Here is a 21913-nt window from a genome sequence, read left to right as displayed (position 1 = left end):
TCCCATTTTCGCCCCCTTTCTGTTAACTCTCGGAGCCCACTCCCAAAGTCGATGGAATCGCGGCCCGGAATGCACCTGAAACGGCAAGCAATCGTACTGGCTTCGGCAATTGCGGCCACCTTTGCCGCGGTAGAGCCCGCCGAGGTGCACCCGCACGTCTTCGCCGAGGCTCGCCTCGACGTCATCCTCAGCGCGGATCACCAAAGTGTGACGGCGCTGCGCCACCTTTGGCGCTTCGACGATCTGTTTTCGAGTACAGTGATGATGGAGTTCGACAAGAACTCCGATCTGAAGCTTGACGACAAAGAGCTCAAGGAAGTGGCCGACACCGTCCATTCCTCGCTGGCCGAGTTCAACTATTTCCAGCTGGTCACGCAGGACGGCAAGGACGTGCCCATGGTCCCTCCGCCGCATCTGATGGCGAGCTTCGACAACGACCAGCTGATCATTCTGTTCGAGTCGCAGCCGAAGACGCCGATCAAGCTCGCCGGCAAGATCGACATCGGCGTCTACGATCCGACCTTCTACACGGCGATCGACTTCACCGACGACGCCAACCTCACCGTTGAGGGATTGCCCGCGAATTGCACCAAGAAGGTGATCCGTCCCGATCCGGACGAAGCGATCAAGGAAAACCAGAAGACCCTGACGGAAGCCTTCTTCAACGATCCGACGGGCACCGACATGAGCAAGATCTTCGCCACCAAGCTCGAACTGAACTGTCCGCCGGAAGGATAATCGGTGATGAAACCGTCGCTGCGCCTGGCGCTCGGCCTCGCGGCCGCCACCTTGGTCATGACGCATTTACCTGGCGTCGCCCATGCCCAGAGCTCGCTCGGCATCGGCACCAATGACGGCATGGCGCCGAGCACGACCGGTCCGTTCGCCCATATCCTGATGTGGATCAATCTCAGGCAGCAGGAATTCTACCATTCGCTGGCGGCCGCGATGAAAGCCATGCGCCAGGACGGCAGCAAGCTCTGGCTCCTGGTCGGCCTGTCCTTCGCCTACGGCATTTTCCACGCCGCCGGGCCCGGCCACGGCAAGGCGGTGATTTCGTCCTACATGGTCGCCAACGAAGTGGCGCTGAAGCGCGGGATCATGCTGTCCTTCGTCTCGGCGCTGCTGCAGGGGCTGACCGCGATCGTCGTCATGATGCTTGCCTATTTCGTGCTGCGCGGCACGGCGGTGTCGATGACCGACGCGGCATGGTTTCTTGAGATCTCGAGTTATGTGCTGGTGACGCTGTTCGGCGCCTGGCTACTGTGGCGCAAGGCGGGCCCGGCCATTCTTCGGCGGTTCGGCGCCGGTCCGGCCTACAGTCTGTCGGCGGCCCATGCCGGCCACTCGCATGGCGGGCACTCGCATGCTCACGCGCATTCCCATGCCGGTCATTCCCACTCCCATTCGCATTCCGCGCATGCCCACTCGACACACTCGCACGCGCATCACGACCATGATCATGCCGCGCATTCGCATGCGCACAGCCATGAGGCGACTGATCACAAGGCGCATGATCACGACCACGCGGCGCACGACCATGCTCACGCTGGGCAACATCACCACGGCCCGGGCGAAGTCTGCGACACCTGCGGCCATTCGCACGCGCCGGATCCGGCGCTGCTTTCGGGCAATCGCTTCGACTGGAAGACCGCCTGGTCGGCGGTGGCCGCCGTCGGCATCCGCCCCTGCTCCGGCGCGCTGATCGTGCTGAGCTTCGCGCTCCTCAACGGCCTCTGGCTCGGCGGCCTGCTCTCGGTGCTCGCCATGTCGATCGGCACCGCGATCACCGTCTCAGCGCTGGCGATGATCGCGGTGACGGCCAAGAACTGGGCTGTCTATTTCGCCGGCGACGGACGCATCGGCAACCGCATCCATTCGATCGTCGAGATCGGCGGCGCCGCCTTCATCTTCCTCGTTGGCCTGCTGCTCTTGTCGGCCAGCCTGACGGGCGGCGTCTGAAGCCGACCGAAACTGTCACCCGATCTTTCCGTCGAGTTCGTCCTCGATATGGGCGCGGATGATCTCGTCAAAATTCTTCTCGGCGACAAAACCCAGTTCCCGCGAGCGGCGCGCCTCGAAGCGCGTCGGCCAGCCTCTGACGATCGCCCAGATCGTTTCGTCGGGCCGCTCGCGGATCCGTTTGACCACCTCGGCGCCGGCTATGCGCCCGAGCGCTTCGATCTGCTCGCCGACGGTGACCGCCACGCCGGGCATGGTGAGATTGCGCCGCGGCCCGACCTTATCGCCATCGATTTCGGCCGCATGGATCAGGAAATTCACCGCCGATCGCGGGCTGGCATGCGTGTGCAGCACCGAGCGCGGCACCGGCAGGATCGCCTCCTGGCCGCTAAGCGGCTCGCGGATGATCCCTGAGAAGAAGCTCGACGCCGCCTTGTTCGGCTTGCCCGGCCGCACGCAGATGGTGGGCAGCCGGATGCCGATGCCGTCGAAGACTCCGCGCCGCGAGTAGTCGGCAAGCAGCGCCTCACTGATCAGCTTCTGCGTGCCGTAGGAGGTGAGCGGCGTCGGATGGAACTCGTCCGGGATGACATCCGGGAACGGCGCGCCGAACACCGCGATCGACGAGGTGAAGACAAGGCGCGGCGCGAAGCCCGCCACCCGCACCGCGTCGAACAAAGCGCGCGTGCCGTCGAGATTGACGCGGTAGCCGAGGTCGAAATTGGCCTCCGCCTCGCCGGAAACGATGCCGGCGAGATGGAAAATCACGTCCGGGCGGGAAGCAACGAGCTTAGCCGTCGCGCCGGGCGTGGAAAGGTCGCCGGTGTGGATCGAGAGATCGACTCCCGCGAGCGTCGGCGCCTGCGGCGGCACGATATCGTGCAGATCGAGCGCTGCTATTTTGCGCCCGCGCAGCACACCGCGCTTGGCCAGCCTTGCGATCAGCTTGCGGCCAACCATGCCGGCGGCGCCGGTAATCAGAACTCTCATCTCATAGACCCTTCTTGCGTTGGCTGCGTCCGCGCAGCCACAGGACGGCGAACAGCCCCACCATGAAGAGCGCGGCGATGACGACCGCAAGGACCGTAGAGACCTTGCCGGCGGCCAGCATGATGGTCGGCAGGAAATAGGCGGCGAGCCCGAACAGGAGCAGTATCCAGGCCGCGGCGATCGCCGCGTTGCGTGTCTCGCGATCCATCAGGCGCCGTCCCTCGATCCGAAGCTCATCACCGGCTCAGTGATAGTGGCGGCGATCGCGAGGCGCATCATGCGCATGGTCGTGATCATGGTGATGATCGTGCTCGTCATGACTGTCGGCGCATAGCCCGAACTCGGGCTCCACCGTTGCATGATCGATCCCGTGCTTCGCCGCAAGCCGCTTCTTGATGGCGCTTACCGCAGCATGCGGATCGACGCCGTCATTCAGGCAGGCATGCAGCGTCGCCATGTTGCTGGTGCCGTCGAGCGACCAGACATGCATGTGATGCACCTCCCGCACGCCCTTGACCGCGGCTTCCAGATCCTTGGCGATGAGATCGCGGTCGAGGCTTGCCGGCACGCCTTCGAGCAGCACATGGGCGGCCTCGCGCATCAGCGACCACGCCGTCGACAGGATCAGCAGCGCCACCAGCACGGAGAGGATCGGATCGATCGGCGTCCAGCCGGTGGCGAGGATGATGAGGGCCGCAGCGATTGCCGCGGCCGAGCCAAGCAGGTCGCCCAGCACATGCAGTATGGCGCCGCGCATGTTGAGGCTCTCGCGGTCGCCGCCATGCAGCACGAAGAAGGAGGCGACGTTGACTAGCAGGCCGGCGACCGCCACCACCAGCATCGGCCCGCCCAGCACCGGCGCCGGGTGCATCAGCCGCCCCCAGGCCTCGTAGACGATCCACAGCGCGATGACGAAGATGGCGATGCCGTTGGTGTAGGCGACCAGCGTCTTCACGCGAGCGAAGCCGTAGGTGAGACGCCCGGTGGCCGGACGTCCGGTGAGATGGAAGGCATACCAGGCGAGGCCGAGCGCGATCGCGTCCGCCAGCATATGGCCGGCATCCGCGAGCAGCGCCAGCGAGCCGGTGAGCAAGCCGCCGAGCGCCTCCGCGATCATGAAGCCGGCTGTCAGGCAGCCCGCGACGAGAACGCGCTTCTTTTCGGTCGACCCGTGCACGTCATCGGCGCCGTGGCTGTGGGCGTGTGAGCCGTAATCATGCGCCATCGCGCAACTCCTGCTACGCGCCGGACTCGGCGCGGAAATCCTCGAGCCGTCGCTTTTGGCGGCCCTCGCCATCGAAATTCGCCGGATCGAGCCAGGCCTCATAGGCCTTGCGCAGCGCCGGCCACTCCTTGTCGATGATCGAATACCACGCCGTATCGCGGTTTTCGCCCTTCACCACAAGATGCTGGCGGAAAATGCCTTCGAACTTGAAGCCGAAACGTTCCGCCGCACGTTTCGACGGCTCGTTGCGGTTGTTGCATTTCCATTCGTAGCGGCGATAGCCGAGCTCGTCGAAGGCATATTTGGTAAACAGGAACTGTGCTTCCGTCGCCTGCGGCCTGCGCGAGATCAGCGGCCCCCAATAGATGTTGCCGATCTCGATGACGCCGTTGGCGGCATCAATGCGCATCAGCGTCTGACGTCCGGCGACCTTGCCGCTCGCCTTGTCGATGACGGCGAAGAACAGCGGATCCTCGCTCGCCTCGACTTTGTCCAGCCATGGCTGGAAGGCGGCGCGGTTCTCGGGCGGATAGTCCGGCAGCCAGGCGAAGCGGCCTCCGGCATCCGACACCGACGACGCTTCATAGAGCCCGTCGCCGTGCTTTGACGCGCTCAGCGGTTCGAGCCGGACATAGCGACCTTCCAGCGCCTTGCGTTCGGGGCGCGGGCGTGCCTGCCAATTCTTCAGATTTTCCGACACCGACCGCTCCAATCCGTTTGACTTTTCCTGGCGCACGCTCACAAAAACGCTCGCCCACAGAAAGAACCACAGGGACGGGAAAAATGCTCCACACCATCGCGGCCTTCGATCGTCTCGGCGAGGAAAATGCCTTTGCGGTGCTCGCGCGGGCAACGGCGCTTGCCCATCAGGGCCGCGACATCATCAACCTCGGCATCGGCCAGCCCGACTTCAAGACGCCGCAGCATATCGTCGAGGCGGCGATCAAGGCGCTGCGCGATGGCCACCACGGCTACACGCCTGCCAACGGCCTTTTAGCCACGCGCGAGGCGGTCGTGCGCCGAACGCTGACCACCACCGGGGTCGAAGTATCGCCCGAGAGCGTGATGATCCTGCCCGGCGGCAAGCCGACCATGTTCGCCGCGATCCTGATGTTCGGCGAGCCGGGGGCGGAGATTCTTTATCCCGATCCCGGCTTTCCGATTTATCGCTCGATGATCGAGTTCACGGGTGCGGCTCCAATCCCGGTGCCGATCCGCGAGGAGAACGGCTTTGCCTTCTCGGCGGAAGAGACGCTGGCGCTGATCACGCCGAAGACGAGGCTGCTGATCCTAAACTCGCCCGCCAATCCGACCGGCGGCGTGACCGCGCGGGACGAGATCGCCAAACTCGTGAAGGGGTTGGAGAAGCACCCTGAGGTCGCGATCCTCTCCGACGAAATCTACGATGTCATGACCTATGACGGCGAGACCCACTGCTCGCTGCTCAATTTTCCAGAACTCCGCGACAGGCTGATCGTGCTCAACGGCTGGTCCAAGACCTGGGCGATGACCGGCTGGCGCATGGGCTGGTCGATCTGGCCAAACGGCGAAAAGGGGGCCTATCTCTACGACAAGGTGCGCAAGCTGGCGGTCAACTGCTGGTCCTGCGTCAACGCGCCGAGCCAGTATGCCGGCATCGCCGCGATAGACGGCCCGCAGGACGATGTCGAAAAGATGATGCTCGCCTTCGACAACCGCAGGAAGATCGTGGTCGAAGGGCTGAACGCGCTCCCCGGCATTTCCTGCATCACGCCGAAGGGCGCCTTCTACGCCTTCCCCAATGTTTCGAAGACCGGCTGGAAGGCCAAGAAGCTTGCCTCGGCGCTGTTGGAGGATGCCGGCGTCGCGCTGATCGGCGGCCCCGATTTCGGCGTGCTCGGCGAAGGCTATGTCCGGCTTTCCTACGCCAATTCCGAGGAGAACATATTACGAGCGCTGGAGCGGATCGAAGTGTTCTTGACGAAATAGAGCCTCAGCCCCCTCACCCGCGGCCGACGAACGGCATCTTCGTCGCCATCACCGTCATGAACAGCACATTGGCGTCGAGCGGCAGGCTCGCCATGTGAAGCACCGCGTCGGCGACGCGCTGGACATCCATCACCGCTTCGGCGGCGATGGAGCCGTTGGCCTGCGGCACGCCGACGGTCATCGCCTGCGCCATCTCGGTCAGCGCATTGCCGATGTCGATCTGGCCGCAGGCAATGTCATAGGGCCGGCCGTCGAGCGCCAGGGTCTTGGTCAGGCCGGTGATGGCATGCTTGGTCGCCGTGTAGGGCGCTGAGCCCGGCCGCGGCGCATAGGCCGACACCGAGCCATTGTTGATGATGCGCCCACCCATCGGCTTTTGCCGGCGCATGACGCCGAAGGCGGCACGGGCGCATAGGAACGAGCCGGTCAGGTTGACGCCGACGACATCGTTCCAGACCTCGACCGGGATCTCGTCGATCAGCGTCGACTTGTAGCCCATGCCGGCATTGTTGAAGAGCAGGTCGACGCGCCCGAACGCCTCCACCACTGTCTCGAACATGTCGTCGACTTCGCCGGCCTTGCTGATGTCGCATGCAACGGCAAGCGCCCTGGCGCTGGTCTTCCCGGCCTCGGCGATCGCCTCCTCGAGCAGCGTCTTGCGGCGGCCGCAGAACACGGTGTTCCAGCCTGCCTTGAGCAGCGTGGTGGCGACGCTCTTGCCGATGCCGGTGCCGGCGCCGGTTACGATGGCTGTTTTCTCTGTCATGGCGGTCATCGTCCTCGCTCCCCGTCACTGCTGGAAGAAGACGTGGCATCGCAAATGACAGAGGGCGTGGCAAGCGGCTATTGTCGGCAAGAAAGCGGAGCCGACAAAAAGGGCGGTCATTGGCGACCGCCCCTCATCTGAACCGCGCTTGGGAGGAGGATAAGCCGGTCCGACTGGTTAGAATGATGCGCTTGCTGGGTTAACGAAAGATTAACGGCCAGCAGCACGTCCCATGCCCGTTTACCAACCGGCAATTTGCTGGCGCGGATCGGGCGCGGTTCAAGCCGGCGCCTTCGCCGCCGAGACCGTCGCCTCGACATGGTCGACCAGCGCGTCCGGCAGGCCGAGGCGGCCGGCTAGCAGGTCGAGATAGCCGCGCTCCGTGCGGGTGTCGGGATCGATGGTAAGGCGCGAGGCGGTGTAGAGCTCAACCTTCTGCGCATCGGTCTTGGCGCCGGTGATCAGGACGTCGAGATCGAGCGGGCGTTCAAGCTCATCCAGCAGAAATTTTTCCGCTTCGGCACCGATGCCGGCGAGCTTGAGCTTGTCGGCGATTTTCTGCCGCTCCTCGTCATCGACGTGACCGTCCGCCTTGGCTGCGGAGATCATCGCCCGCACCAGGGTCAGCGTGAATTCGGCCTCGCCCTGCGGCGCCTGCGAGGGATGGAAGGCGGTGTCCTTGGGCGGCGGCAGCAACTCGGGCTCGCCGGCCACGGGTTCTTGTGCCGGCACATTGCCGGCCTTGTAGTTCTGGTAGGCCTTATAGGCGAGGCCGCCAATGGCTGCCAGGCCGCCGAGCTTCATGGCAGCGCCCGTCACCTGTCGACCGGGGCCGGTGCCGAGCAGCACCGCCGCCAGCGCGCCGGCGGCGAGCGGATTGTCCTTCGCCATCTGCACCGCCTGCCCCGCCTTGTCGCGAACGGTCGATCCCGTGCCGGGAATTTGCGAGCCGAAAAGGTCGTCGAGCAGCTTCTTGGGGTCGAGCATCAATGCCTCCAGAATTGGCCCGGCCGAATGCGCCCGGGCGGGGTTTCGGATCGGCAAGACGTAGGCCCCGCGCATTGACATTACAATGAACGGGCGGATGATTTGACGAAACCTGGGCTGCTCAGCTTCCGATGTGGCGCTTGGCGCCCCGCGCATGCGCGAGTTCCACCTGGCGATGGCGCTCGGCGTAGCGCGCGCGGTCCTCGTCCGAGCGCGCTTCGAAGCAATGCGGGCATGAGACGCCGACCGTATATTTCGGCGAGAGCCGGTCCTCGACGGTGAGCGGATGGCGGCAGGCGCGGCAGAGTTCGGCTTCGCCCTCGGCCAGGCCATGCGACACCGATACCCGCTCGTCGAAGACGAAGCATTCGCCCTGCCACAGGCTCTCTTCGGCCGGCACCTCTTCGAGATATTTCAGGATGCCGCCCTTGAGATGGAAGACCTGCCTGAAGCCCAGCGACTTCACGTAAGCGGTCGCCTTCTCGCAGCGAATGCCGCCGGTGCAGAACATCGCCACCTTGCGGCCTTCGAGCTCCTCGCGGTGCTCTTCGACCCAGCCCGGGAACTCGCGAAAGCTGGCGGTCTTGGGATCGACCGCGCCCTTGAAGGTGCCGATCCAAACCTCGTAGGCGTTGCGCGTGTCGATGACCAACGTGTCGGCGTCCGAGATCAGCGCGTTCCAATCGGCCGGCGCGACATAGGTGCCGGCGCTGCTCGTCGGATCGAGATTGTCGACGCCCATCGTGACGATCTCGCGCTTCAGCCGCACCTTCATGCGGTGGAACGGCATCTCGGCGGCGGTGCTGTATTTCACTTCCAGGCCGGCAAGCGCTTCGATCGCCTCCAGGTGATCGATAAGCGCGGCGATCGCTGCCTCGCTGCCGGCGACCGTGCCGTTGATGCCCTCATGCGCCAAAAGCAGCGTGCCCTTGATGCCGCGTCCGCAGCAGAAGGCGGCAAGCGGCGCGCGCAGCGCTTGGTAATTGTCGAGCCACGCAAACTTGTAGAGCGCGGCAACGCGGACCGGCTGAATTTCCTTGGTTGTTGTCATGCCCATGCCACTAGACCGTGCTGAAAGCCGTTTCAAGGCGGAGCGGACGGGCCGCGTGACATTGCGACACGCCCGCCTTCGTGGACTCGGAATACCCCTTCTGCTAATCGGTTGAAATCGACCGAAACGGAGAGACAAGCTAATGACCAGCAAGACCGAAAAGCTTCTGTCGCTCCTCAACGGCCAGCCGGTCATCCCGGTGCTCAAGATCGCCAATGTCGCCGACGCCGTGCCGCTCGCTCGCGCTCTGTCGCGCGGCGGCTTGAGGGCGATCGAGATCACGCTGCGCACCGCCGATGCGCTGGAAGCGATCCGCCGCGTCGCGGCCGAAGTCGAGGATGCGGTTGTCGGTGCCGGCACCATTCTCGATGCCAAGCAGTTCGACGAGGCGGCACGCGCCGGCTCGAAATTCATCGTCAGCCCCGGCATTACGAGCCAGCTTCTCGACGCGGCCAAGGACAGCCCCGTGCCGCTGCTGCCCGGCGCCATCACCCCCGGGGAGATCATGGCTGCGCGCGAAGCCGGCCTGCGCTTCCTGAAATTCTTCCCGGCCGAACAGTCGGGCGGCATCGCATCGCTGAAGGCCTTCGCCTCGCCGCTCGCCGACGTGAAATTCTGCCCGACCGGCGGCATAACGGCCAAGAACGCCGCCGACTATCTGAGCCTCCCCAACGTCATCTGCGTCGGCGGCTCGTGGGTGGCGCCCGACGAATTCATCAAGGCCGGCAAATGGGATGAGATCGAAGCCCTGGCGCGCGAGGCGAGCAAGGTCGCCTAACGCAATTCCAGGAAGTGTGGGCACCGGTTCTTCCGTCCGGATCGCGTAAAAAACACCTGGAGCGGTTCAGCGGTCTATCAAACGCTGAACCGCTCCAGGGCTGGACATGCGGTCAGTGGCAGACCTTGACCTTCTCGACGACCTTGCGGTGGTGAACCCAATGGGTGACCACCTTGGTTCTGCAGTGATGCTTGCCGGTCTTGACGATAACGGTTTCGGCCTGCGTTGGAGCCACGGCAGCCGATGCCGCGGCCAGAGCGAGAACTGACGCCAATAGAATCTTCTTCATGAATATCCCCAGTTTGGAACGAACGCATCCTAACCCGAAAAAGCGCGGCCCGTTCCGGTCTCACGAGAAGTTTAAGCGTGCGTGATGGCATGCCGGTGCGGGCCGAAAACCAGCCGCCGGCTGGTTCCCGCTCATGGATTCGAACCACGATTCACGCCTTCAAAGGGCGCTGTCCTACCGTTAGACGAAGCGGGAAAAGACCACGCGGGAAACCCGCGCCGTTCAAACTATGCTGCCGTGATAAAAAGCAAAAGCCGCGCTGTTGTTCAACGCGGCTGTTGCGGCACTGGCAGGCTCGTTATTTGGTCTGAAAGCGGGCGACCGAAAGGAACTTCACCGCGTTGCCGGTGAACCGGCTGGCGTCCGGCAATTGCGCATCCGTCTGGAAGCCGGCCGTGTAGACCTCGCTCGGCGGCGTGTGCACGATATTATAGGCATAGCGCGGTGCCGTGGTCGGATCGGAAACGGTAGCGATGTTGTCGCCGCTGCCCAGCGCCCAGCGCGCTGCCTGCGGCGGCGTTGCCACCACCATTGCCTTCGGGCCGGGCTTCAGGTCGTTGGCGGACGCCCTGGCCTCCTTGCGCGTCGTCTTCACGCCGGCGCCGATCGCCTGCGCCGGATCGGTGCCGGCGGGGCGAGCGGCAATGGCTTGACGCGGCGAAGCTGCATCGAGACCCGACGGATCGTTGAATGCCGAGCGTGGCTCCGGCGCAGTCAGCGAAGCGACTTCGTATTCGGCCCCACTCGAGCCGGCCACGGTGGTCGCGCTGGCCTGCTCGAGCACCGCTTTGATCTCATCCGGCTTGCCCGTGTCGGGCCGCGCGGTCGGCAGCACCGAGAAGGCATCGGTCGCGCTCTTGTCCTGCGAGGCGGTTTCCGCCAGCGCCAGAAGCACGCCCTTGTCCTTGGGCGCAAGTTCCCTCGGCAGATCGGGCCGCCTCGTCGGCAGCGGAACATTGTTGAACGCCCCCTGCGCGGGATCGGCTGCGGCCTGCGCCGCGCCGGCGGCCATGCCGAACGGTACGTTGGCCGGAGCATGCGCCGTCGCCACCGCCTGCTCAGCCGTGGCCGAGGCGTCCGCCACGGCGAACGGCACGTTTTCAGCCGTCTGCTGGCCGACATCGGCCTTGGGCCTCGGCGCGAAGGCGGGCAGAGGAACCTCCTTCGGCGGCAGCGCGGCAATGATGGTTTCGGGCGTGTCCTGCTGCGGTTGCGAATCGTCCGAGCTGTCATCGGCGATCTGCGGGATGTTGGCGCGCTTGGCATCCTGCGGCGAGACGATCGCGATGCCCGGCAGGCTGCCGCTGTTGCCGCTCTTGGCGGCCGCCACCTGCTTCACAGCTTTCGGCTGGGGTGCGGGTTGGGCGCTCGCGACATCGGCGCTGTCGTCGGCCTCGTCGTCGCCGCCGCCGAACCAGGCCGCAAACAGTCCGCCGGACCGCTTGGTCGAGCCGCCGGCGCTGGCCAGCTCGATATTGGGGGTGCCGGCGCCCTTGCGCGCCTTGTAAGCGGCCAGAGCCTGCTCATAGCCAGGCAGCGGCCGGCCGTCGCTCGGCACGTGCAGCGTCTTGCCGTTCGGGAACAGGCTGACCAGTTCCTGACGGCTGATACCCGGCCAGTGGCGGACATTGCCGACATCCATGTGGACGAACGGAGAACCGGAATTCGGATAGTAGCCGACGCCGCCGCCCTGCATCTTCAGGCCGATGTTGCGCAACTTCTTCAGCGGCACGCCGGGGATGTAGAAGTCCATCGCCTTGCCGAGCATGTGCTGGCTTTTCTCGGCGACACCGCGGCTGCGGCTGCGCAGCATCGAATTGGTTGACGGCGAGCGATAGCCGCAGACGACCTGGATATAGTCGGTCGCTCCGCTCTGCCGGTAGGCCTCCCACACCAGATCGAGCAGCCGCGGATCCATCTTGGTCGGCTCGTTGCGGCGCCAGTCGCGCAGGATGATGTTGATCTTGCGCAGGCCTTCGGGAACGTAGCGGCCGTTACGCTTGTAGACGATCTCGGCCTTTTCGTGTGTGTGCAGGTGATAGAGCTTCAGCGAACGGACTTCGGCTTTCGCGCCGGAGGCGGCTGCCGAAAGGAACCCTACGGCCAAAATCACAAACGTCAGCCACCGTGGCCAGACGCTCATGTGAAAATGCCGCCCGTTCGTGTGTCGTTCGACTTGGTTCAAATCAAAAGGCCTTGCAGGCTGCCGTTTGTCCCCGGATTTGCCCAAACGGATGCGTGGTTCTCACATCCGAATATCGATCCTAATGGTTAATCATCGCTTATTGGAGCCGAAATGCGGTAACACCGTGGCGATATCCCGTCAAAAATGATGCACCGTGTTTCGTGGTAAATCGCTGGTTTAGATCGAGAATTCGGCTTTGGCCCAAACACAATCTGTTACCGATTGCGTTAAATGCGTGATCGCGAACACGCAAGCGACTGAAAAAGCGCCTTCAGAAACGAAAAAGCGACGATTTAAGTCGGAATATAAACCGGTAGGCTGGGCTGGGCTTGCGTCTCAAGAGGCAAGTCGATCAAGCCGACCCGCTTCGGGGTCAATGCCATATTCCTTCAACTTGCGGTAGAGCGTAGAGCGCCCGATGCCGAGGCGGCGCGCCACCTCGCTCATCTGGCCGTTATAGTGGTCGATCGCAAGCTTGATCATCTCGAACTCGACATCGGCCAGCGCCCGCACATTGCCGCGCTCGTCCAAGGCCCTCAGCGTGCCGAATCGCGGCTGCAGCCGCGCCGGCGCCTCGGCCTCGTGCGAGCCTGACGCCACTCCGCCGGAGGCGGCCTGATCGCCCGACTGCAGCTCGTCCGCGACCGGTGCCACGGCAGGCGCGGGCTCGGCATCGAGCTTCACCGTGCCTTCGACCTGCGCGCGGATTTGCGGGAATTCCTCTTCGGTCAGCAACTCGCCTTCGGCGAGCACCGACGCCCTGAACACCGCATTTTCGAGCTGGCGGATGTTGCCCGGCCAATCGTAGGCCTGCAGCATCGCCAGCGCTTTGGCCGATATGCCGGTGAGACGATGACGCGGATCGGCCGGCGCCACCTTCTCCATGAAATGCCTGACCAGATGGGGGATGTCCTCGCGCCGGTCGCGCAGCGGCGGCACGAAGATCGGATAGACGTTCAGGCGATAAAATAGGTCCTCGCGGAATTTGCCGTCCTTGACCTGCTGCAAAAGATTCCGATGCGTCGCCGAGATCAGCCGGATGTCGACCTTGACGGTCGAACGGCCGCCGACCGGGTCGACCTCGCCCTCCTGCACGGCGCGCAGCAGCTTGACCTGGACGTCGAGCGGCAGGTCGCCGATCTCGTCCAGGAACAGCGTGCCCGAATGCGCCTCGACGAATTTGCCGGTGTGCTTGTCCGTGGCGCCGGTGAAGGAACCCTTCTCATGGCCGAACAGGATCGATTCCACCAGATTGTCGGGGATGGCGCCGCAATTGACGGTGACGAAGGGTTTCGAGCGGCGGTCGCCGCTGCCCTGGATGGCGCGCGCCACCAACTCCTTGCCCACCCCCGATTCGCCCTCGATCAGGATCGGGATGTTGGAGGCCGCCGCCTTCTGGCCGAGCCGGATCACCCGGTCCATCGCCGGGCTGCGGGTGATCAGATCCTTGAAGGTGAGATGGCCGCCGCGACGCCGCGACGTGCGCTTCACCTCATCCTCGACCGCTTCGACCTTCAAAGCATTGGAAATCGAGGTCTGCAGCCGGTCGGGCGAGGCCGGCTTGACGACGAAATCGAAAGCGCCGTGGCGCATGGCCGAGACAACGGTTTCGATGCCGCCCTGCGCGGTCTGCACGATGACCGGGAGATTGATGGCGCGCTCGCGCATCGCCTTCAGCACGCCGATGCCGTCGAGACCGGGCATGACCAGGTCGAGGATGACGACCGACACATCGCGCGCCTTCGGTCCGTCCAGCACATCGAGACCCGCCTCGCCGCCGTCGGTGACGATGGCGCTGTGGCCGAATTTCGTGACCGCCGCCTCGAGCAGCCTGCGCTGCACGGGATCGTCATCGACTATGAGTACGGAACCTGTCATGACTCTTTGAATTGTCCGCCCGATAAATCCCCATGGATCATCTTGGCACAGGGTTCTAAATAAGGTTTCAAAAAACCCGGTGAACGAATTCCTTAGGATTTGACCGGCTTCTCCTTTCCCGTTGATTCGAAGAAGGTATTGTCGATGCGCATGATGTTTGGTCAGCGGCTTGCGGCGACGGCGTCTGGCCAGGCCGCGGCGGAACTTGGCGATCTGCCGGAGTGGAATCTCGCCGATCTCTATTCCGGTATGGAAGCGCCGGAGCTGAAGCGTGACATCGCCCGGGCGGCAAGCGACGCCATCGCCTTCGAGGTCCGCTGGAAGGGCACGTTGGCCGCCGAAGCCGAGCGTGGCGCCGCCGGCCGGCTCGGCGAGGCGCTGAAGGCCTACGAGGCGCTGGAGGAACTGATCGGCCGCATCGTCTCCTATGCCGGGCTTGTCTATGCCGGCAACACCGCCGATCCGCAGCGCGCCAAGCTCTATGGCGACATCCAGGAGAAGATGACGGATGCCAGCGCGCATCTTTTGTTCTTCGCGCTGGAGCTCAACCTGATCGACGACGCGGTGATCGAAGCAGCACTCGCGGCCGACCCGGCCTTCGCCCACTACCGTCCCTGGGTGCTCGACCTCAGGAAGGACAAGCCGTACCAGCTCGAGGATCGGGTCGAGCAGTTGTTCCACGAGAAGTCGGTCACCGGACGCGGCGCCTGGAACCGCCTGTTCGACGAGACGATGACCGACCTGCGTTTCGACGTCGACGGCGAGGAGCTGACGCTGGAGCCGGCGCTGAACCGACTGCAGGACGCGGATGGCGAAGTGCGCCGCCGTGCCTCCGAGGCACTCGCCGCGACTTTCCGCAATAACCTGCGCACCTTCACGCTCATCACCAACACGCTGGCTAAGGACAAGGAAATTTCCGACCGCTGGCGCGGCTTCGAGGACATCGCCGATTCACGCCATCTCGCCAACCGCGTCGAACGCGGCGTGGTCGATGCTTTGGCCGCGGCCGTGCGCGAAGCCTATCCGCGCCTGTCGCACCGCTACTATCAGATGAAGGCGCGCTGGCTCGGCACGGACGTCATGAACCACTGGGACCGCAACGCGCCGCTGCCCGAGACCCCGCAGTCGGTGATCCGCTGGGACGACGCCAGGGACACGGTGCTGTCAGCCTATCAGCGTTTCTCGCCGAAGATGGCGGAAATCGCGCGGACCTTCTTCGACCGCAAATGGATTGATGCGCCGGTCAGGCCGGGCAAATCGCCCGGCGCCTTCGCCCACCCGACCGTGCCTTCGGCGCATCCCTACGTGCTCCTCAACTACATGGGCAAGCCGCGCGATGTGATGACGCTGGCGCATGAGCTGGGCCACGGCGTTCACCAGGTGCTGGCCGCCGGCCAGGGCGCGCTGATGGCGTCCACCCCGCTGACGCTGGCCGAGACCGCCTCCGTCTTCGGAGAGATGCTGACCTTCCGCTCGCTGCTCGACCAGACCTCCGACAAGCGCGAGCGCAAGGCCATGCTCGCCCAGAAGGTCGAGGACATGATCAATACCGTCGTGCGCCAGATCGCCTTCTACGAGTTCGAGCGCAAGGTGCATGCCGAGCGCCGCAACGGCGAGCTGACCTCGGACAGGCTGGGCCAGTTCTGGCTTGAGGTGCAGGCTGAAAGCCTGGGGCCGGCGATCAAGTTGCGCGATGGCTACGAGGTCTTCTGGACTTATATCCCGCACTTCATCCACTCGCCCTTCTACGTCTACGCCTATGCCTTCGGCGACTGCCTGGTCAACTCGCTCTACGCCGTCTACCAGAACGCCGAGCGCGGCTTTCAGGAGAAGTATTTCGAGATGCTGCGCGCCGGCGGCACCAAGCATCATTCGGAACTGCTGGCGCCCTTCGGCCTCGACGCCACGGATCCGGCCTTCTGGCAGATCGGCCTGGGTGTGATCGGCGCGCTGATCGACGAGCTGGAGGCGCTCGACAAATGACGGGTGCTCGCCTGGCGGCATAGACCGGGAACAGTTTGGCCGGAACGCATACTTGTGCTGTTCTTGAATAACTCTGCCCGCACTTTTCAATTAGCTTTGCGCAGGCCGTGTGCTAGCGTAGACCCCAAGCTCAACCGGACGCGACAGCAAGGCCGGAGGCGGCCCTAGCGTTGCTTCAGCGGGAGCGATAGCGGCCGTCGGGCCGCAGCCGGAGGAGGGCCAGCCGCCAGCGATTGGAGGGGCGGTTCCGCCCAGCGCGCGGAACGATTGACGATCCCTGCGGCAAGGCCGCCGTTTGCGACCGCGGCCCGATCGGACTGGAGAGGGAAATGAGCACTTTCTTCTATATGCTCCTGGCGTTCGTTGTCGGTGTCCTGGTTGGCTGGTTCATCTGGGGCCGCCTGCGTGGCGAGCTCGACAGCCTGCGCGGCGAACTCGGTCGCGCCAAGAGCGAACGCGACCGGTTTAGCGCCGATACCTACCGCCTGAGCGGCGAGCTCGACGCATGCGGCCGCAGCCGCGCCGATCTCGAACGCAAGCTGCGCGAAGCGCCGACCTCTTCCGCCAAGGCGGGAACCGACAAAGCCTCCGCGCCGGCGCCTGCGGCGCTGATGTCGACCCCGACCCCAGCCAGATCCTCATCTGCAAGACCGTCAGCGGCAAAATCGGCTTCGACCAAATCCGCCGCGGCCAAGCCGGCAGCGGCAAAGACGGCCGCCGCGGCGCCAAAGAAGGCGCCGGCTCCGAAGAAAGCCGCCGCCCCGAAGGCGACCACCGGCAAGGCGGACAATCTGCGCCGCCTGATCGGCATCGGCCCGGTCAATGAAAAGCTGCTCAAGGCGCAGGGCGTCACGTCCTATGCCCAGATCGCCGCTTGGACCGATGCCGACGTCAAGCGCGTCGAGGAGGTGCTCAATTTCGACGGCCGCATCGCGCGCGAGAAATGGATCGAGCAGGCGAAACTGCTGGCCGCGGGCGACGAGGCCGAATTCGCTAGCCGGTTCCCCACGGCGGCGACCTCGAACAACAACTGATCTCGCTGTGTCTTCCCAGCGCAGGCGGCGTCCATTGGGCGCCGTTTTTGCTTTGGACCAGATGCCTTTACGCCCCTCCGACGCCGCTCTCTCGATTGCGCCTCGCCGCGCCCCCATATAGAGCGATCGACTTAATCGACCCATCCAAGGCTTATGTCCCTGCCCTCAGCAATATTCCGCAATGACGAGACCGGCCGCCAGCTCGTCTTTGACGGGCCGCATGAGGTCATCACGGCGCGAACCGCGGACGAATTCACGCCGGCGCTGGAAGCGGCACAGGCCGCCTCCGACGCGGGCAAATGGCTGGCAGGCTATTTCTCCTATGAGGCAGGCTACCTGCTGGAGCCGAAACTGGTGCCGTTGCTGCCAGAGGGCCGCCGCGCGCCGCTGATCTGTCTCGGTGTCTTCGATGCGCCGCTCGAACAGGCTGTCCCGCGGAATGAAGGCCCCGCTAGCAACGGACCGATCTTCGACGCCCGCGCATCCTGGTCCGCCGAGGACTACGCCGTCCGCTTCGCGCGCCTCCACCACCATATTCGCAAGGGCGACTGTTATCAGGGCAATCTAACCTTTCCGGTCCATGCGCAATGGTCGGGCGATCCGCTTGCCGCCTTCGAGGCGCTGACCGGGCGCCAGCCGGTGAAATACGGCGCGCTGATCTCGTTCGGCGATCCGATCGTGCTGTCGCGCTCGCCGGAACTCTTCTTCGAGATCGACGCCGACGGTATGATCGAGACGCACCCGATGAAGGGCACGGCGCCGCGCGGCGCCACCAAGGCCGAGGACGCGCGGCTGAAGGCGTTCCTGCGCAACGACGAGAAGAACCAGGCCGAGAACCGGATGATCGTCGATCTCCTGCGCAACGACATCTCGCTGATCAGCGAGGTCGGCACGCTGGAAGTGCCTGAGCTGTTCCGCATCGAGACCTACCCGACGGTGCACCAGATGGTGAGCCGGGTGCGGGCGAAGCTCCTGCCTGATATCGGTATTCGCCAAGTCTTCGCAGCGCTCTTTCCCTGCGGCTCGATCACCGGCGCGCCGAAGATCCGCGCCATGGAGATCCTGCACGATCTGGAGGGCGTGCCGCGCGACGTCTATTGCGGCGCCATCGGCTGGGTCGCGCCCGGCGGCACGATGCGGTTCTCGGTGGCGATCCGCACCATCTCGCTCTTTGCCGACGGCGAGGCTGTCTACAATGTTGGCGGCGGCGTCGTCTTCGATTCCACCGCCGAGGAGGAGTACCGGGAGTGTCTTCTGAAAGCGCGCTTCGCGACGGGAACCGTGCCGACTTCGAGCTGATCGAGACCATGCGCTGGGAGCCTGGCTCGGGCTTCCTGCGCTTCGAGCGCCATCTTGCACGGCTTTATGCCTCGGCCGCGGAGCTCGGCTTTGCCTGCGATCCGCAACGGATCGGCGAGGTGCTGAAGAACGCGATCGGCGGGCAGCGGATTGCTTTGCGCACCCGGCTTGCACTGCAGCGCAACGGCGAGGCGACAGCAGCCGCGCAGCCCTTTGAGCAGCTTCCCGCAGGTAGGGCATGGCGTCTGCAGCTGGCGCGGGTCCGCCTCGATTCCGGTAACTTGTTGCTGCGTCACAAGACCAACCGCCGCGAAACCTACCAACAGGCGCGCGCCGAATACCTCGCCACCCGCGCCGACGAAGTGCTGCTCGCCAACGAGCGCGGAGAACTCTGCGAAGGCACGATCACCAATCTGTTCGCCGATTTCGGCGACGGGATGCTGGTGACGCCCCGGCTTGATTGCGGCCTGCTGCCTGGAGTATTGCGCGGCGAGCTTCTGGACGAAGGCCGCGCCGCGGAAGCGATCTACACCTTCGACGATCTGAAGTCGGCGCAGGCGATCTTCGTCGGCAATTCGCTACGTGGGTTGATCCCGGCGAGGCTGGCATGACGCCAAGCAGGAGAATGCAATGTTCATCGTTTCGCTGAACTTACAAGGTGCCGCTGACCGAGATCGATCGGCTGGCGCCGGCGCATGTCGAATGGCTGAAGGCCTGCTACGCGGAAGGCATTTTTGTTGCGTCTGGACCGAAACGGCCAAGGACCGGCGGCATCATCGTCGCGCGCGGTTCCCGCGACGTGCTTGACGCCAGACTGGCGGCCGACCCTTTCTCCGAGGCAGGCGCGGCCGACTACGAAATCACCCAATTCGCGGCGCGGTTGACCGCCACCGAACTGGACGCCTTCAAGGAAGCATGACCATTCGCCAACCGACCCATACGCCCTATGACGGGTCCTCAAAGCTCTTCACCATCGGCCTGAAGCCGCTCGAGCTCAACCGCTGGATCGAGGTCGATCAATTCCTTCTGCCCCATCTCGCCGAGAAGCGACGGCTTTACGCGGAGATCCCGGAAAAGGTTTTTGTCGAGGAGGAAGAGACCCGCGATGCACAGCAAGAAGTGTTCGACCTTCTCGCCGGCTATCTTCCGGCAAAACATCCCGAGACCCACCGAGGTGCCGGCTCGGATGTCGAGGTCGTGGGCCTCGAAAGCGCGAGCAACGCGCTGCCGCCCGAATTGAACAAAGCGCCGCTAGCCCGCGCGTCCCTGCTGGTGCAGGAAGACCTGATCATCATGCGCCGTGGCGATAACGGCTGGCGGCTCGCGGCCGGCTCGCTCTGCTTTCCGTCGTCCTGGTCGCTCCGGGAGAAATTCGGCAAGCCGCTGCAACAGATCCACGCGCCCGTGCCCGGCTTCGGCCCCGGCACGCGGCCTGCCGACCTCATCAACCGCATGTTCGACGGCCTGCAGGGCCAGGCGGTCGAGCGCTTCAACTGGTCGATCCAGGCGGGCGACGCGCTCTATCATCCGCTTTCCAACGGGGAGCGCATCGACCGTGCCGCGAACCGTCCGACGCGTTTTGCGGACGGCGACATCAACGCCCATGCCTTCATTCGCGTCGAGCGTCAGACCTTGCGCAAGCTGCCGGTGTCGCGCGACATCCTTTTCACCATTCGCATCCATCTCGACCCGCTGGCGGTGCTTGCCCGCCACCCCGACAAGGTCGCGCTTGCGGCCTCCTTCGCCGACCAGCTCAATGCTCTCGATCAGGCGCAGCTCGATTACAAGGGCCTGACCGCCGACCGCGACCGGCTGGTTTCGTACCTCGCCGGCATGGCCATGGTGGCTTAACCAAACCGCCAGGCCGGTTTGGCCGTCGGTTGGCGGTTTTCGCTGGTTTGTGACAATGATCTGTGATGTAGGGCTACCGGCGAAAAATGCCGGACTTTCCCGTGTTTGAAGGAGTGTGCGAAAAAATGGCGAACGAGAACTGGCCCGTTTACGGTGAAATCACCGGCCCTGTCGTGATGATCGGCTTCGGCTCGATCGGACGGGGAACGCTGCCGCTGATCGAACGCCATTTCAAGTTCGACAAGTCGCGCATGGTGGTCATCGACCCGCGCGACAGCGACCGCATGCTGCTCGACGAGCGCGGCATCGCCTTCGTTCAGGACGCGGTGACCAGGAAGAACTACAAGAAGCTTCTGACCCCGCTTCTCACCAATGGCAGCGGTCAGGGCATGTGCGTCAACCTGTCGGTCGACACCTCCTCGCTCGAGTTGATGAAGCTCTGCCGCAAGCTCGGCGTGCTCTATATAGATACGGTGGTCGAGCCGTGGCTCGGCTTCTATTTCGACGACAAGGCCGACAATGCCTCGCGCACCAATTACGCGCTGCGCGAGAGCGTGCGCCAGGAGAAGGAGAAGGCTCCCGGCGGCACTACGGCGATCTCCTGCTGCGGCGCCAATCCTGGCATGGTCTCCTGGTTCGTCAAGCAGGCACTGGTCAACCTCGCCAACGATCTCGGGCTCGAGTTTGTGGTCCCGGCGGAGCACGACCGCGAGGGCTGGGCGAAGCTGATGAAGAAGGCCGGAGTCAAGGGCATCCACATCGCCGAGCGCGATACCCAGCGCACCAAGAAGCCGAAGCCGATGGACGTATTCTGGAACACCTGGTCGGTCGAGGGCTTCATCTCGGAAGGCCTGCAGCCGGCCGAGCTCGGCTGGGGCACGCATGAGACCTGGACGCCGAAGAACGGCAAGAAGCACAAGCACGGCTCGCAGGCGGCGATCTATCTGGAGCAGGCGGGCGCCAACACGCGCGTGCGCTCCTGGTGCCCGACGCCCGGCCCGCAATATGGCTTCCTGGTGACCCACAACGAGGCGATCTCGATCGCCGACTTCTTCACCGTGCGCGGCAAGAAGGGCAAGGTTCAGTATCGCCCGACCTGCCATTATGCCTATCACCCCTGCAACGATGCCGTGCTGTCGCTGCACGAGATGTTCGGCGCCGCCGGCAAGGCGCAACCGGTGCATCACGTGCTCGACGAGAACGAGCTGGTCGACGGCGTCGACGAGCTCGGCGTGCTGCTCTACGGCCATGCCAAGAACGCCTATTGGTACGGCTCACAGCTGTCGCTGGCCGAGGCGCGCAAGCTGGCGCCTTACCAGAACGCCACCGGCCTGCAGGTCACCTCGGCGGTGCTCGCCGGCATGGTCTGGGCGTTGGAAAATCCGATGGCCGGCATCGTGGAGGCCGACGAGATGGACTACCGGCGCTGCCTGGAAGTGCAGCTTCCCTATCTCGGGCCGGTCAGGGGCTACTACACCGACTGGACGCCGCTCGATAATCGCCCGGGGCTTTTCCCCGAGGATCTGGACAAGGACGATCCGTGGCAGTTCCGCAACATCCTGGTGCGATAGCAGCCAAGCCTACCCGCGTCTCCACCTTGCAATCGCCCGGAAATCGGGCGATTGAAGACGGGCGGCCTAGAGAAACGGGCGTTCCTTCGGACGCAC

General features: G+C 64.4%; 21 protein-coding genes and 1 tRNA gene. 11 read left to right on the top strand and 11 right to left on the bottom strand.

Annotated elements, in window-relative coordinates:
* Window positions 1-69: 69 nt before the first annotated feature.
* Entirely contained in the window at window positions 70-738 is a 669-nt protein-coding gene (locus P9217_RS14490) for a DUF1007 family protein (RefSeq protein WP_278087120.1), read from the top strand.
* Window positions 739-744: 6 nt separating this feature from the next.
* Window positions 745-1962 carry a nickel/cobalt transporter gene (locus tag P9217_RS14485; RefSeq protein ID WP_278087119.1) on the top strand — a complete coding sequence of 406 codons (1218 nt, stop codon included), beginning with the start codon at window positions 745-747 and terminating at the stop codon, window positions 1960-1962.
* 15 nt (window positions 1963-1977) lie between these two features.
* On the opposite strand, the gene denD is transcribed toward P9217_RS14485, so the two are convergent.
* The 4 genes from denD to P9217_RS14465 are packed head-to-tail and all read right to left on the bottom strand — an operon-like array spanning window position 1978 to window position 4877.
* The gene (denD, locus tag P9217_RS14480; RefSeq protein WP_278087118.1) at window positions 1978-2952 is read right to left on the bottom strand and encodes a D-erythronate dehydrogenase; all 975 of its coding nucleotides are present in this window, start codon (window positions 2950-2952) and stop codon (window positions 1978-1980) included.
* A gap of 1 nt (window position 2953) precedes the next feature.
* Window positions 2954-3160, bottom strand: coding sequence for a hypothetical protein (locus tag P9217_RS14475; RefSeq protein ID WP_067325974.1), 207 nt, complete (start codon window positions 3158-3160; stop codon window positions 2954-2956).
* Between the two features lie 36 nt (window positions 3161-3196).
* Entirely contained in the window at window positions 3197-4177 is a 981-nt protein-coding gene (locus tag P9217_RS14470; RefSeq protein WP_278087117.1) for a cation diffusion facilitator family transporter, read from the bottom strand.
* Between the two features lie 13 nt (window positions 4178-4190).
* Window positions 4191-4877: a GNAT family protein gene (locus P9217_RS14465; protein ID WP_095800642.1), complete on the bottom strand. Its 687-nt coding sequence runs from the start codon at window positions 4875-4877 to the stop codon at window positions 4191-4193.
* A gap of 83 nt (window positions 4878-4960) precedes the next feature.
* On the opposite strand from P9217_RS14465, the gene P9217_RS14460 reads away from it, so the two are divergent.
* Window positions 4961-6145 (top strand): pyridoxal phosphate-dependent aminotransferase, encoded by a 1185-nt coding sequence (locus P9217_RS14460; protein ID WP_278053853.1) that lies wholly within the window; start codon window positions 4961-4963, stop codon window positions 6143-6145.
* 13 nt (window positions 6146-6158) lie between these two features.
* Here the strand turns inward: P9217_RS14460 and P9217_RS14455 are convergent, their stop codons facing one another.
* The 3 genes from P9217_RS14455 to P9217_RS14445 all read right to left on the bottom strand — a co-directional run bounded on the left by P9217_RS14455 (window position 6159) and on the right by P9217_RS14445 (window position 8949).
* The gene (locus P9217_RS14455) at window positions 6159-6911 is read right to left on the bottom strand and encodes an SDR family oxidoreductase (protein WP_082953977.1); all 753 of its coding nucleotides are present in this window, start codon (window positions 6909-6911) and stop codon (window positions 6159-6161) included.
* Window positions 6912-7190: 279 nt separating this feature from the next.
* Window positions 7191-7898 carry a tellurite resistance TerB family protein gene (locus P9217_RS14450; protein ID WP_067002750.1) on the bottom strand — a complete coding sequence of 236 codons (708 nt, stop codon included), beginning with the start codon at window positions 7896-7898 and terminating at the stop codon, window positions 7191-7193.
* A gap of 121 nt (window positions 7899-8019) precedes the next feature.
* A complete protein-coding gene (locus P9217_RS14445; RefSeq protein ID WP_278087396.1) occupies window positions 8020-8949 on the bottom strand; it encodes a rhodanese-related sulfurtransferase in 930 nt (309 codons plus the stop codon).
* A gap of 142 nt (window positions 8950-9091) precedes the next feature.
* Here P9217_RS14445 and P9217_RS14440 point away from each other — a divergent pair, with 142 nt between their 5' ends.
* Window positions 9092-9727, top strand: coding sequence for a 2-dehydro-3-deoxy-phosphogluconate aldolase (locus tag P9217_RS14440; protein WP_278087116.1), 636 nt, complete (start codon window positions 9092-9094; stop codon window positions 9725-9727).
* Between the two features lie 112 nt (window positions 9728-9839).
* Here P9217_RS14440 and P9217_RS14435 read toward each other — a convergent pair whose 3' ends face one another.
* From P9217_RS14435 to P9217_RS14420, 4 genes are all read right to left on the bottom strand, one after another.
* Entirely contained in the window at window positions 9840-10016 is a 177-nt protein-coding gene (locus tag P9217_RS14435; protein ID WP_082980697.1) for a hypothetical protein, read from the bottom strand.
* A gap of 121 nt (window positions 10017-10137) precedes the next feature.
* A tRNA-Gln gene (locus tag P9217_RS14430) sits at window positions 10138-10211 on the bottom strand.
* Between the two features lie 103 nt (window positions 10212-10314).
* Window positions 10315-12159 (bottom strand): DUF882 domain-containing protein, encoded by a 1845-nt coding sequence (locus P9217_RS14425; protein ID WP_095777134.1) that lies wholly within the window; start codon window positions 12157-12159, stop codon window positions 10315-10317.
* A 378-nt stretch (window positions 12160-12537) separates the two neighbouring features.
* Complete coding sequence (locus P9217_RS14420; RefSeq protein ID WP_278087115.1) at window positions 12538-14079, bottom strand: sigma-54 dependent transcriptional regulator; 1542 nt, start codon at window positions 14077-14079, stop codon at window positions 12538-12540.
* Between the two features lie 144 nt (window positions 14080-14223).
* Here P9217_RS14420 and P9217_RS14415 point away from each other — a divergent pair, with 144 nt between their 5' ends.
* From P9217_RS14415 to P9217_RS14385, 7 genes are all read left to right on the top strand, one after another.
* Window positions 14224-16062 carry a M3 family oligoendopeptidase gene (locus tag P9217_RS14415; protein WP_278087114.1) on the top strand — a complete coding sequence of 613 codons (1839 nt, stop codon included), beginning with the start codon at window positions 14224-14226 and terminating at the stop codon, window positions 16060-16062.
* A 329-nt stretch (window positions 16063-16391) separates the two neighbouring features.
* On the top strand, window positions 16392-17096 hold the full coding sequence (locus tag P9217_RS14410; protein WP_067325955.1) for an NADH dehydrogenase: 705 nt from the start codon (window positions 16392-16394) through the stop codon (window positions 17094-17096).
* Window positions 17097-17249: 153 nt separating this feature from the next.
* The gene (locus P9217_RS14405; protein WP_067325952.1) at window positions 17250-18395 is read left to right on the top strand and encodes an aminodeoxychorismate synthase component I; all 1146 of its coding nucleotides are present in this window, start codon (window positions 17250-17252) and stop codon (window positions 18393-18395) included.
* On the top strand, window positions 18344-19006 hold the full coding sequence (locus P9217_RS14400) for an aminotransferase class IV family protein (RefSeq protein WP_067325948.1): 663 nt from the start codon (window positions 18344-18346) through the stop codon (window positions 19004-19006). The genes P9217_RS14405 and P9217_RS14400 overlap by 52 nt, the downstream gene beginning before the upstream one ends.
* A 47-nt stretch (window positions 19007-19053) precedes the next feature.
* On the top strand, window positions 19054-19314 hold the full coding sequence (locus P9217_RS14395; RefSeq protein WP_278087113.1) for a YciI family protein: 261 nt from the start codon (window positions 19054-19056) through the stop codon (window positions 19312-19314).
* Window positions 19311-20246, top strand: coding sequence for a DUF3445 domain-containing protein (locus P9217_RS14390; RefSeq protein WP_278087112.1), 936 nt, complete (start codon window positions 19311-19313; stop codon window positions 20244-20246). Before P9217_RS14395 ends, P9217_RS14390 begins: the two co-directional genes overlap by 4 nt.
* A gap of 125 nt (window positions 20247-20371) precedes the next feature.
* Window positions 20372-21817, top strand: a complete 1446-nt coding sequence (locus P9217_RS14385) for a homospermidine synthase (protein WP_127215433.1) — start codon at window positions 20372-20374, stop codon at window positions 21815-21817.
* The last annotated feature ends 96 nt before the right edge of the window (window positions 21818-21913 follow it).

This window comes from Mesorhizobium sp. WSM4989, from assembly GCF_029625795.1.
Taxonomy (GTDB): Bacteria; Pseudomonadota; Alphaproteobacteria; order Rhizobiales; family Rhizobiaceae; genus Mesorhizobium.
Note: the sequence above shows the minus strand (reverse complement) of the source record. Positions and strands in the feature narration are given on the sequence as shown.